Origin of the sequence: Bradyrhizobium sp. CB1717 (assembly GCF_029714325.1) — a bacterium.
In the GTDB taxonomy this organism is placed as follows: Bacteria; Pseudomonadota; Alphaproteobacteria; order Rhizobiales; family Xanthobacteraceae; genus Bradyrhizobium.
Genome location: NZ_CP121666.1, coordinates 8,213,572 through 8,226,183 on the forward strand (window position 1 = coordinate 8,213,572; position 12,612 = coordinate 8,226,183).

Here is a 12,612-nt window from a genome sequence, read left to right on the forward strand (position 1 = left end):
CCGGATGAGGGGTATCCATCCACACACTCAAGTGAGAATTGGATTCGCGGAGAGAGACCCCTCACCCGTCTCGCCGCTTACGCGGCGAGCCACCCTCTCCCACAAGGGGGCCTGTTGCGTAATTCGCCAGTTGTGATTCCCTAGGGCAAAGCCTTGAGGGGATGACGATGGCGGTTAAGCGGACGGGACAGCCGAGCTTTGTGGAAGCACTGATGCCGAAGGGGGCCGGCGCCAATGCAGCGCTGGATCGGCTGGCTGGCCTGGTCAAGTGGTACCGGTTCGAGAAGCTGATCGGCCATCTGCGGGATGAAGGGAGCCCCGGTCGTCCAGGCTATCCGGTGCTGGTGCTGTTTCGTGCGGTGCTGTTGCAGTCGCTCTATGGTCTTTCGGAACGCGAACTCGAGGAAGCGTTGGGCGACCGGTTGTCGTTCAAGCGCTTCGTCGGTTTGAGCCTCGAAGATGCGACGCCCGACCACACGGTTCTGAACCGCTTCCGGAACCAGCTCGTCGAACAAGGGCTGTTGGAGAAGCTGTTTGGCGAGCTGGATCGCCAGCTCGAGAATGCCGGGGTCATCCTCAAGCGCGGCACGATGCTGGATGCGACCTTGATCCAGGCGGTGTCAACCCCTCCGAAGCAGGATCGTCCCTCAAACGACCCAGATGCCCGGTTTACCAAGCGGCAGGGCAAGGGTGGTTCGACCTTCGGCTACAAGGCTCACATGGGTGTCGACGAGGGATCCGGCCTGATCCGCGCAGTCCTGACCACGCCCGCCAATGTCAACGACACAACGCCGGCCGACGAACTGATCCGTGGCGATGAAGCCGTGGTGTGGGCCGATGCAGCCTACGACACCCATGCCCGACGGGCTCGGCTGAAAGCGGAAGGCAAGAAGCCCCGCATCGCCCGTCGTCCCAACCGACATCACCCGGAGCTACCGCCTCGGCTCAAACGCTACAACCTCCTCATCGCGCGCCGACGAGCCCAGGTCGAGACCACCTTCGCCACTCTCAAACGCCGCATGCGGCTGACCTGCATCCGCTATGTCGGTCTCATGAAGGCAAGCGGGCAGGTCCTGCTTGCCTCCATCGCGTTCAACATGAGGCGCTGGGCCGCGCTCGCCGCCTGAGACGCCCGCCAAGGGCACCAAGTACAGATCTCGGCCTGACAATCGGCGTCAACACAGCCCTCTCTCCCTACGTCTCCTGCCTCAAAAGGCCGTAGCGCAACAGGCCCACAAGGGGGAGAGGGAATCAGCGCACTGCATCAAGAACGCGTCCAACATATTAACCGCTGGCGCTGCTCCGCGGCTCACTCGCGCATTGTAGCATTGCGGCCCTGTGACTTGTGCCACGGCGGCGATCGGGCGCAAGTTGTATCCGACACCAATGACGATCGCTTCGCCCGCGCCACCGGCCGCCAATCCGGCCAGCTGGCTCAACAACCAGCCTTATCTGCTGCTCAGCCTGAGCTCGCTGTTCTGGGCCGGCAACATCGTGCTCGCGCGGCATGTCGGCGCGCATGTGCCGCCGCTGACGATGACCACGATCCGCTGGTTCGGCGTGTTCCTGATCCTGTTGCCGTTCGCCTGGCCGCATCTGAAGCGCGACTGGCCCGCTTTGCGCAGGAGCCTGCCGCTGATGCTGTTCCTGTCGCTGGTGGGCTTCGCCTTCAACAACGCGATCTCGTACTGGGCGATGCAATACACCGAGGCGCTGAATGCGCTGCTGATCCAGTCGGCAGGTCCCCTGTTCGTGGCGCTGTGGTCGCTGGTGCTGTTCGGCGTGCGGCTGACCGGCGGGCAGCTCGCCGGCATCACGATCTCGCTGCTCGGCGTGCTGATCATCATCCTGCGCGGCGATCTCGCGACGCTGGCGAGCATCAGCTTCAACCGGGGCGATCTCATGTTCGCCTACTCGCTGATCGCGTTCGGCCTCTACTCCGCCGTCATCCCGCGCCGGCCCAAGATCCACCAGCTGTCCTTTCTGTCCTTCACCACCTGCTGCGGCGCGATGATGCTGCTGCCCACCGCGATCTGGGAAGCAATGAGCGGCCGTGTCATGCATTTCGACGCACTGACGCTGGCAACGCTGGGCTACATCCTGATCTTCCCGTCGACGCTGGCTTATCTCTTCTTCAACCGCGGCGTCGCGCTGATCGGCCCGAACCGGGCCGCACCGTTCTTCCATCTGGTGCCGGTGTTCGGCTCGGCGATGGCGATCGTCCTGCTCGGCGAGAAGCTGCAGCCGTTTCACTTGATCGGCTACGCCCTGGTGCTCGCCGGCGTCGTGATCGCCTCGCGGCAGGGCGCGGCGGCGAAGTAATTCCGCAGCGCGGACGACAAACTCCCGCCTTCCGATTTCAGCGAAGAGAAGCTAGGTTCCCCGCCAACGAAAAAAGAGGGAACGACCAGACATGCTTTCAGCGTTGATCCGAAATCTGCGCATCATCGGCACGGCCGCGCTCTGCCTCGCCGCCGCATCCACCGCGCAGGCCGACAATTACCCCAGCCGCAACATCACGCTGGTGCTGCCGTTCGCGGCCGGCAGCGGCACCGACACCACGACGCGGCTGATCTCGCAGCATCTGTCGCAGGCGCTCGGCGTCGGCATCGTGATCGAGAACAAGGCCGGCGCCAACGGCATGATCGCCGCGACCTTTGTCGCGCGCGCCGCCCCCGACGGCTACACGCTGCTGGTGACCACCAACACCACGCATTCGGCCAATCCCTATCTGCTCAAGAGCCTGACGTACGATCCGGTGAAGGATTTCACCCCGATCGCGCGCACCGGCGACCTGCCCTTCATGCTGGTCATTCATCCCGACGTCCCGGCCAAAACCGTCGGCGAGCTGGTCGCCTACGGCAAGGCCAATCCGGGCAAGCTGAGCTACGCCTCGGGTTCGTCCTCGGCGATCGTGTCGGGCGCGACCTTTGCGCATAATGCCGGGCTCGACCTCTTGCATGTGCCCTACAAGAGCTCGCCGCCGGCGCTCAACGACGTCATGGGCGGCCGCGTCTCGATGATGTTCGTGGACATCCTGACCGGCCTGCCGCACGTTCAAGGCAACGCGCTGCGCGCGCTCGCCGTCACCACCAAGGACCGCTCGCCGCTGGTGCCGAACCTGCCCTCGATGCAGGAGGCCGGCGTGCCCGATTTCGACATCTCGTCGTGGCAAGGCTATTTCGGCCCCGCCGGCATGCCGAAGGAGATCGTGACGCGGCTCAACGCCGAGATCCGCAAGATCGTCGAGAAGCCGGAGATCAAGGCCCAGCTCGCGACGCTCGGCATGGATGCGTTTTCGGGCACGCCGGAGCAGCTCGGCACGTTCGTGAACGAGCAGCTGGTGCTGTGGGAACGGCTGATCACCAACGCGAAGATCGAGAAGCAGTGAGATCCGTCATTCCGGGGCGCGCGCAGCGCGAACCCGGAATCTCGAGATTCCGGGTTCGATGCTTCGCATCGCCCCGGAATGACTGTCCCCGGGGGCACAGGTCTCGTAGGGTGGGCAAAGCGCAGCGTGCCCACGGAAACGTCGCGACGAACTCAAAAAGAAAAGGTGGGCACGACGCTTCGCGTCTTTGCCCACCCTACGAATTCAGTGCAAGAAATTACGCCGCGCGGACCTTGGCGAGGAAGCCATCCACCGCATTGCGCAGCGCGCCGGATTGGCTGTCCAGCTCGCGGGCGTTGGTCAGCACGTCGCCGGCCGCCGCTCCGGTCGCTTCCGCGGCCGAGGTGACGCTGCCGATATTGGCGTTGATCTCGCTCGAGCCGGCGGCGACCGACTGGATGTTGCGGGCGATCTCGCGGGTCGCCTCGCCCTGCTGCTCGATCGAGGCGGAAATGCCCGCCGTGATCTCGCTCATCTCCGCGATGGTCTGGGTGATGCCGCCGATCGCCGCGACCGCATCGCTGGTCGAGGTCTGCATCGCGGCGACCTGGGCGGAGATTTCCTCGGTGGCCTTGGCGGTCTGGTTGGCGAGCGCCTTGACCTCGGAGGCGACGACGGCGAAGCCGCGGCCGGACTCGCCGGCACGCGCCGCCTCGATGGTGGCGTTGAGCGCGAGCAGATTGGTCTGCGCCGCGATCGAGTGAATGAGCTTGACCACCTCGCCGATCTTCTCGGCGCCGGTGGAGAGCTCCTGCACCGTGGCGTTGGTACGCTCGGCGTCGCTGACGGCGCGGCTCGCAACTTCGGTCGAGCGCGTCACCTGGCGGGAGATTTCCGCAACCGAACTCGACAGCTCTTCGGCCGCCGCGGCAACCGTGCCGACGTTGCCGGAGGCCTTGGACGAAGCCGCGCCGACCGTTGCCGCACGCGAGGAGGCGTCGCTGGCGGTCGCGGTCATCGACTGCGCCGTGCTCTGCATGCCGGCTGCGGCCGAAGAGACCGAGCGGACGATGCCGTTGACGCTGCGCTCGAAGTCGCTGGCGATCTCCTCCATCGCGCTGCGACGTTCCGCCGCGGCGCGTTCCTTGGCGTCCGCCTCGGTCTTCTCGAGGTCGCGGATGCGGACCGCGTTGTCCTTGAAGATCTGGACGGTCGCGGCCATCGCGCCGACTTCGTCGCCACGGCCGACGCCGGGAATCTCACCCTCGAGCTTGCCGTCGGCGAGATCCTTCATGCGCGTGCCGAGCAGCGCCAGCGGACGGCTGATGCTGCGACCGATCATCCAGGCGACGCTGCCGGCGACGATGACGATGCCGAGCATGGCGAGGCCGAGCAGCCAGTAGACCGGACCCATCTTCTCGTCGATGTCCTCGAGATAGGCGCCGGTGCCGAGATACATCTCGAAGCCGGGGACGGCGACCGCGTAGCCGAGCTTGCGGATCGGCTTCTCCTGGCCGGGCTTCATGTATTCGTAGAAGAGCAGGAGTTCACCGTTGGCCTTGACGCCGTCCATGATCTCGCGGGACAGCTTGCGGCCGTTCGTCTCCACATCCATGCGGTTCTGGCCGATCACCTTCGGATCGGGCGCAAGCTGCGTGATGCCGTCATAGCTGGTGCCGAACAGATAGCCGGAGCCCTTGTCGTAAGTCATCGCGTTGCCGTAGCGGCGCAGTTCCGCAAACGCGGCGTCCTTGGTCATCTCGCCCGCATTGACCCGCTTCATCAGCGTCGCGGCGTAGTTGCGGGCCAGTTCGACGATCGCCTTGGTCTGGTCGATGCGCGCATTCACCATCTCGCGCTTCATCAGATAACCGGCGAGAACTCCGGAGATGCACAGGCCGAACAAGGTGACGCCGACAAGGATGCCAAGCTTGGGGGCGATCTTCAGATTGCTCAACTTCACGGGATAGCTCCGGCAAAAAAGGATACGGGCACGCGAGTGAATCGATCGAAATTGAATCAACCTTTAGTGTGAGACCCCTTAGCAAGTTACTTACGTGCCTCCGTAGAAGCCCTGACGATGCCGGCAAAACCGGCAATTTTCATCGGTGTGGACAACCGGCAATTGTACGCACCTGCCTCGATTTCGCGTAAAAGACGCAAACGCCCGGGAGAAGGCCGGGTCACAACAAGAAACCAAATCGGGAGCAGGAAATGCCGAAATACAGGGTGGTGACGCCGAAGGGCGCGAGCTTCACGGTCGCGGGCAGCGATTATTCCTTTGAGCGCGAAGCGCTCGATCCGATCGATGCCGAGATCGTCGAAGCCCCCGCGAGCGAGGCCGAATTCATCGCCGCCGCCAAGGATGCCGATGCCATCTATGCCAAGGGCATCCCGATCACCAAGACCATCATCGACAGCCTGCAGAGCTGCAAGGTCATCACGCTCGGCTCGGTCGGCGTGGACAGCGTCGACGTGAAGGCCGCCACCGCCCGCGGAATTCCCGTCACCAACATTCCCGACACTTTCATCGAGGAGGTCGCCGACCACGCCATGATGCTGCTGCTCGCCGGCTTCCGCCGCCTGGTCGAGCAGGACCGCATGGCGCGCGACGGCCGCTGGGCCGAGGGCCGGCCGGCGCTGCTCAAGATCCCGAGGCTGATGGGCCAGACGCTCGGCTTCATCTCGTTCGGCCGCGTCGCGCGTGCGGTTGCGAAACGCGCGGCGCCCTTCGGCCTGCGCATGATGGCCTACGATCCCTTCATCCAGGAAACGCTGATGTACGACCACGGCGTGATCCCAGCGACACTCAACGAAGTGCTGTCGCAATCCGACTTCGTCTCGATGCACGCACCCGCGCGACCCGAGGTGCACCACATGCTGACCGAGAAGCATTTTCGGCAGATGAAGAAGGGCTCGATCTTCATCAACACCGGTCGCGGCGCCACGGTGGACGAGGAGAGCCTGATCAAGGCGCTGCAGGAGGGGTGGATCGCGCACGCCGCCCTCGACGTGCTGGAGAAGGAACCGCCCTCGCACAACAATCCGCTGCTCGGCATGGAGAACGTGACCCTGACCGCCCATGTCGCCTCGGCCTCGGCACGGTTCGACGAGGCGCGCAAGCGCCGCGTGGGCTACGAATTGTCACTGGTGCTTCAGGGCATGTGGCCGGTAAGCTGCGTCAACCCGTCGGTGCTGCAGAACACCGCGCTCCGCCGCTGGCAGCCCGTCAGCATGGACCGCGGACCGAACAGCTAGGCGGCCGGCGCAACAAGCGCCGAAGACCGAAACGGCCCTTCACCGGCGATCAACGCCGGGAAGGGAACACATAGGGAGGTACTGATGAGGAGCGACATCACACGTCGTGATGCCTTGGCGCTGGGCCTGTCCGCTGCAACGCTCGCGGCCACCGGTGCTGCAGCGCAAACATCCAATATCAAAGCGGCCGATGTCACGGCTCCCAAGCTCGACATCGAGAAGGGCGCATCGCTACGCATGCTGCGCCCGGTACGCTTCGTCCAGGCCGACGAGGACGTGTTCCGCGCCAATGCGGCGAAGTTCACCAAGGACACCGGGGTCGAGGTCAAGGTCGACTTCGTCGGCTGGGAAGACATCAACCAGCAAACCGCGGTGACCTCGAATTCCGGCGCCGGCCCCGACATCATCATCGGCTTCTCCGACGCGCCTCACATCTACATCGACAAGCTGATCGAGCTCACCGACGTCGCCGACTATCTCGGCAAGCGCTACGGGGGATGGCTGCCACTGGCGCAACGCTACGGCAAGAAGAACAAGAGCGATGCCTGGATCGGGCTGCCGTTCGGCGCCACCGCAGGTCCCCTGATCTACCGCAAATCGGCCCTGCAATCGGTCGGCTTCGACAAGGTGCCGGAAGACCATGCCGGAATTCTCGACCTGTGCCGCAAGCTGCACAAGGCCGGCAAGCCGGCCGGTTTCGCGCTCGGCAACGCCAAGGGCGACGGCAACGGCTTCGCCAACTGGGCGCTGTGGTCGCACAACGCCTCGCTGCTCGACGAGGAAGGTAACGTCATCATCAACAGCAAGGAGACGATCGCCGCCCTGAACTGGGTCAAGGAGGTATACCCGACCTTCATCGCCGGAACGCCATCGTGGAACGACGTCAGCAACAACCGCGCCTATTCCTCGCAGGAGATCTTCCTGACCGCCAACGGCGTCTCGCTGTATTTCTCGCTGAAGAACGACCCGGCGACGAAGGCGATTGCCGAGGACAGCGAGCATCAGCTGTTGCCCAAGGGCCTGGCCAAAGTCTCGCCGATGGCGGGCCTGACGCTGAACGCCATGGTGTTCAAGCACAGCCCGTACCCCAACGCCGCGAAGGCCTTCCTGCAATACATGCTGGAGAAGGACCAGTACGAGCCGTGGCTCAATGCCAATTCGGGCTACTGGTCGCAGCCGCTGGCCGCCTATGCCGAGGCCGCCGTGTGGTCGCAGGATCCCAAGGTGAGGCTGTTCAAGGACACGATGAACAGCACTTACTACGACGGCTACAAGGGCCCGATCTCGACGGCGACCGGTGCGGTCAGCGCCGATTATGTGCTGATTCAGATGTGCGCGTCCGTCGCCACCGGCGCTGCCACGCCGGAAGCCGCGGCTGCGGAAGCCGAGCAGCGCTGCAAGCGGTACTTCCGGCGGCAGAGATAGAGACCGTCATTGCGAGCGAAGCGAAGCAATCCAGTCCGTCCCAGCAGCGACAGCCTGGATTGCTTCGTCGCTACAGCGCAAAATTGCTACGCAATTTTGTCGCGAGCTCCTCGCAATGACGACGTGGTGAAAGCCTAGAACAGGGCAACACACTGATGTCCGTGACCACCCTCTCCTCCCCCGCCCTGGCGCAGCGGCAGCCGAACTGGATCGTGCGGCTGTTCGACTACAAGCCGTTCCTGATCGTGATGTGCCTTGCACCGGCGCTCGGGCTGCTCGCCGTCTTCCTCACCTATCCGCTCGGCCTCGGCGTCTGGCTCGCCTTCACCGACACCACGATCGGCCGGCGCGGCATCTTCGTCGGCCTCGAGAATTTCCAGTATCTGCTGACCGATCCCTTGTGGTGGAACGCGGTGTTCTACAGCGTGTTCTACACGGGGATCGCGACCTTCGGGAAGTTCGCGCTCGGCTTCTGGCTCGCGCTGCTGCTCAACAACCATTTCCCGTTCAAGAGCGTGCTGCGCGCCATCGTGCTGCTGCCCTGGATCGTGCCGACGGTGCTCTCGGCACTGGCGTTCTGGTGGATCTACGATCCGCAGTTCTCGATCATCTCGTATCTGCTGGTCGACGTGCTGCACTGGAAGTCGAGCAATATCGACTTCCTCGGCTCGCCCTGGCCGGCGCGGTTCTCGCTGATCGCCGCCAATATCTGGCGCGGCATTCCCTTCGTCGCGATCTCGCTGCTGGCGGGCCTGCAGACCATCTCGCCCTCGCTCTACGAGGCCGCGATGCTCGACGGCGCCAGCGCCTGGCAACGCTTCCGCTACATCACCTTCCCGATGATGATGCCGATCCTCGCCATCGTCATGACGTTCTCGATCATCTTCACCTTCACCGACTTCCAGCTCGTCTACGCCATCACCCGCGGCGGTCCGGTGAACTCGACGCACCTCTTGGCGACGCTGGCGTTCCAGCGCGGCATCGCCGGCGGCGAGCTCGGCGAAGGCGCCGCGATCGCGGTGTCGATGATCCCGTTCCTGGTGTTCGCGACGCTGTTCTCCTATTTCGGCCTGGCGCGCCGCAAATGGCAACAGGGAGAGGCCAATGACTGACACCGTCGCGCAAGGCTCCGCCGTCGCCAAGGCCCCTCCCGACACCATGGCCTGGGATTCCGGGCTGCGGCGGCTGATGATGATCTATCTGCCGCTCGGCTGCTTCGTGCTGATCCTGCTGTTCCCGTTCTACTGGATGGCGATCACCTCGTTCAAGCCGAACGCGGAGCTGATGAACTACCGGGATAACAACCCGTTCTGGATCTCCTCGCCGACGCTCGCCCATATCAAGCATCTGCTGTTCAACACCGCCTATCCGCACTGGCTGAAAACGACGATGCTGGTCGCGATCGGCTCGACCACGCTGTCGCTGATCGCGAGCACGCTTGCGGCCTATGCGATCGAACGCCTGCGTTTCCGCGGCAGTCCCTATGTCGGCCTCGGCATCTATCTCGCCTATCTCGTGCCGCCCTCGATCCTGTTCATTCCGCTCGCCACCGTCGTGGTGCAGTTCGGTCTGTTCGACTCGCCGCTGGCCCTGATCCTGGTCTATCCAACCTTCCTGGTGCCGTTCTGCACCTGGCTCCTGATCGGCTATTTCAAGTCGATCCCCTACGAGCTCGAGGAATGCGCGCTGGTCGATGGCGCGACGCGCCTCCAGATCCTGCGCCGGATCACGCTGCCGCTGGCGGTGCCCGGCCTGATCTCGGCCGGCATCTTCTCCTTCACACTGTCCTGGAACGAGTTCATCTACGCGCTCGCCTTCATCCAGAGCGGCGCCAACAAGACCGTGCCGGTCGCGATCCTGACCGAGCTCGTCACCGGCGACGTCTACCAATGGGGTGCGCTGATGGCGGGCTCGCTGCTCGGCTCGCTGCCGGTCGCGATCTTCTACTCGCTGTTCGTGGACTACTATGTGTCGTCCCTGACAGGTGCGGTAAAGGAGTAGCAGCGTCCGCGCGACCACGGCTTATCGTGCTATCTTGGTAGATCGCTTGCCTTCTTTGGTGTTACCAGCCGTCGCTGCGGCCGGCTCGGTCATTGGCGCCGCCAATAAGCATCGAGGAAAGCGAGTACTGCATGGATTCGCCAGAGCTTCCTTCGTTGTCCCGACGGGGCTTTTGTCTGTGCTGTGTCGGCGGCGCTTTCGCTGCCACCGCCGGCTGGCTCACGCCGCGACAGGCCTTCGCAGAGGCGCGAGGCCTCGTCAGCGTGATCAAGGACAGTGCAGCAACGTCCCCGATCACGACCTACAAGCTGCGCAACAATATCAGCGTGCTGGAAGGATCCGGCGGCAACATCGCCGTCCTCACGGGAGCTGACGGCAAGCTTCTGGTCGACGCCGGCATCGGCGTCTCGCGCCCTCAGCTCAGCAAGGCGCTGGCCGAGCTCGGCAAGGAGCCGATCGCGCACCTCATCAATACGCACTGGCACTTCGACCACGCCGACGGCAATGAATGGCTGCAGGCGGCCGGCGCCAAGATCATCGCCCACGAAAATACCCGCAAGCACCTCTCCGTCGTTCAGCGCGTCGAGGACTGGGACTATAATTTCCTCGCCCTGCCCGCCAGCGCCGTCCCGGCCCAGGTGTTCGCCAAGGAGCATCATCTCAAGGTCAACGGCGCATCGATTGCAATGAATTACTATGGGCCGGCACATACCGATGGCGACATTTCGGTGATGTTTACCGAGGCGAACGTCCTGCATGCCGGTGACACCTACTGGAACCGCATCTATCCGTTCATCGACTATTCGACCGGCGGCAGCATCAACGGCATGATCGCGGCCTCCGACGCCAATCTGGCGGCGGCCAACAACGACACCATCATCATTCCCGGTCACGGCAAGCCCGTCAGCAACAAGGCGGAGCTGCAGGCATTCCGCGACATGCTGGTCGCGATCAGGGACAATGTCGGCAATCTCAAGAAACAGGGAAAGTCGCGCGACGAGATTGTTGCCGCCAAGCCCACGGCCGCATTCGACGCGATATGGGGGCAGTTCTTAGTCGATCCCGGCTACTTCACCAGGCTGGTCTATGAGGGCGTGTGATGCCGGCTGTAGCGCTTGCGGTGCGCTGCGGCTCACTCGCGCGGTAAGGGAGTAACCGGGCCCTGCGGCCTTTCGCCCGGTTTCACAAAACTGCAATATGCCATCCGCATAAGGCGTGCGTCCGCTAACAGGAGACGCACATGCGCGCGACTTTTCTCAGCACCGTCGCAACGATCATTCTCACCGCGAGCAGCGCGCTCGCGCAGAGCGAGGGCGAATTCCCGGCCAAGCTCGCCGGCCACGTGGTGATGCCGGCCGCCACCTTCATCGACGCGCCGGCGGATGCGCCCGCCGATCTCAAGACATCGGGCAAGTACACCACGGGAAAACGCGTCGACGCGCTCGGCACCGTCATGGGCAAGTCCTATGAGCGTCCGACCGGCGTGTCGCTGCCGTTCAAGGGCCAGCCGCTGCAGGGCCATTCCGGCATCAAGCACATGCCCGACGGCAGCTACTGGGTCATCACCGACAACGGCATGGGCGCACGCGCGAACTCGCCGGATTCGATGCTGTACCTGAACCGCTACAAGATGGACTGGGCGAACAGCAAGATCGAGCGCCAGGAGACCATCTTCCTGCACGACCCCGACAAGAAGGTCCCCTTCCGCATCGTGCATGAGGACACCCAGAAGCGTTACCTCACCGGCTCGGACTTCGACACCGAGGGTTTTCAGATCATCGGCGACACATTCTGGATCGGCGACGAGTTCGGCCCCTACATCCTGAAGGCGGACAAGACCGGAAAAATCCTCGCCGTGTTCGAGACGGTTGCCGACGGCAAGCCGGTGCGCTCGCCGGACAACTGGGCCGTCGCGACGCCGGGCGCGCCCGGCGCGACCTACACCAACGTCAATCTCCGCCGCTCCAAGGGCTATGAGGGCTTCGCCGCGTCGAAGGACGGCAAGTTCCTCTACGGCCTGCTCGAGGGGCCGCTGTGGGATGCCGACAAGAAGGACTGGGAGAAGGTCGACGGCAAGGAAGCTTCCCGCATCCTGGAATTCGACGTCGCTGCCGAGAAGTTCACCGGCCGCTACTGGCAATATGTGTTCGAGCAGAACGGCAACGCCATCGGCGACTTCAACATGATCGACCCGACGGCTGGCCTCATCATCGAGCGCGACAATGGCGAAGGCACCGCCGACAAGGCCTGTCCGCAAGGCCAGCGCGGCGAGAACTGCTTCCCCGACCTCGCCAAGTTCAAGCGCGTCTACAAGATCGAGCTCTCCGACGCCAATGTCGGCAAGCCCGTGCGCAAGATCGGCTATATCGACCTGATGAAGATCCAGGACCCCGACAAGAAGGCGAAGAAGCCGCTGAATGACGGCGTCTACACCTTCCCGTTCTTCACCATCGAGAACGTCGATCGCGTCGACGACACCCACATCATCGTCGGCAACGACAACAATCTGCCGTTCTCGTCCAGCCGCGACCCCAACAAGGCCGATGACGACGAGTTCATGCTGCTCGAAGTCGCCGACTTCCTGAAGGCGAAGTAAG

The 12,612-nt window shown here is 63.7% G+C and carries 10 protein-coding genes; 9 read left to right on the forward strand and 1 reads right to left on the reverse strand.

The window, feature by feature from the left end:
• Positions 1–161 precede the first annotated feature (161 nt).
• The 3 genes from QA649_RS38145 to QA649_RS38155 all read left to right on the forward strand — a co-directional run bounded on the left by QA649_RS38145 (position 162) and on the right by QA649_RS38155 (position 3,391).
• Positions 162–1,127 carry an IS5 family transposase gene (locus tag QA649_RS38145; RefSeq protein WP_283020138.1) on the forward strand — a complete coding sequence of 322 codons (966 nt, stop codon included), beginning with the start codon at positions 162–164 and terminating at the stop codon, positions 1,125–1,127.
• A gap of 259 nt (positions 1,128–1,386) precedes the next feature.
• The gene (locus QA649_RS38150) at positions 1,387–2,322 is read left to right on the forward strand and encodes a DMT family transporter (RefSeq protein ID WP_283021650.1); all 936 of its coding nucleotides are present in this window, start codon (positions 1,387–1,389) and stop codon (positions 2,320–2,322) included.
• A gap of 91 nt (positions 2,323–2,413) precedes the next feature.
• The gene (locus QA649_RS38155; RefSeq protein WP_283021651.1) at positions 2,414–3,391 is read left to right on the forward strand and encodes a tripartite tricarboxylate transporter substrate binding protein; all 978 of its coding nucleotides are present in this window, start codon (positions 2,414–2,416) and stop codon (positions 3,389–3,391) included.
• A 217-nt stretch (positions 3,392–3,608) separates the two neighbouring features.
• Here QA649_RS38155 and QA649_RS38160 read toward each other — a convergent pair whose 3' ends face one another.
• Positions 3,609–5,294, reverse strand: a complete 1,686-nt coding sequence (locus QA649_RS38160; protein WP_018641505.1) for a methyl-accepting chemotaxis protein — start codon at positions 5,292–5,294, stop codon at positions 3,609–3,611.
• Between the two features lie 251 nt (positions 5,295–5,545).
• Here QA649_RS38160 and QA649_RS38165 point away from each other — a divergent pair, with 251 nt between their 5' ends.
• From QA649_RS38165 to QA649_RS38190, 6 genes are all read left to right on the forward strand, one after another.
• Positions 5,546–6,589 (forward strand): C-terminal binding protein, encoded by a 1,044-nt coding sequence (locus QA649_RS38165; RefSeq protein ID WP_283021652.1) that lies wholly within the window; start codon positions 5,546–5,548, stop codon positions 6,587–6,589.
• Between the two features lie 84 nt (positions 6,590–6,673).
• A complete protein-coding gene (locus tag QA649_RS38170) occupies positions 6,674–8,014 on the forward strand; it encodes an extracellular solute-binding protein (protein WP_283021653.1) in 1,341 nt (446 codons plus the stop codon).
• Between the two features lie 155 nt (positions 8,015–8,169).
• Complete coding sequence (locus QA649_RS38175) at positions 8,170–9,126, forward strand: sugar ABC transporter permease (protein ID WP_260388523.1); 957 nt, start codon at positions 8,170–8,172, stop codon at positions 9,124–9,126.
• The gene (locus tag QA649_RS38180) at positions 9,119–10,015 is read left to right on the forward strand and encodes a carbohydrate ABC transporter permease (RefSeq protein ID WP_283021654.1); all 897 of its coding nucleotides are present in this window, start codon (positions 9,119–9,121) and stop codon (positions 10,013–10,015) included. Before QA649_RS38175 ends, QA649_RS38180 begins: the two co-directional genes overlap by 8 nt.
• A gap of 131 nt (positions 10,016–10,146) precedes the next feature.
• Positions 10,147–11,115, forward strand: a complete 969-nt coding sequence (locus tag QA649_RS38185; protein WP_283021655.1) for an MBL fold metallo-hydrolase — start codon at positions 10,147–10,149, stop codon at positions 11,113–11,115.
• A gap of 140 nt (positions 11,116–11,255) precedes the next feature.
• Complete coding sequence (locus tag QA649_RS38190; protein ID WP_283021656.1) at positions 11,256–12,611, forward strand: esterase-like activity of phytase family protein; 1,356 nt, start codon at positions 11,256–11,258, stop codon at positions 12,609–12,611.
• Position 12,612: the final 1 nt, after the last annotated feature.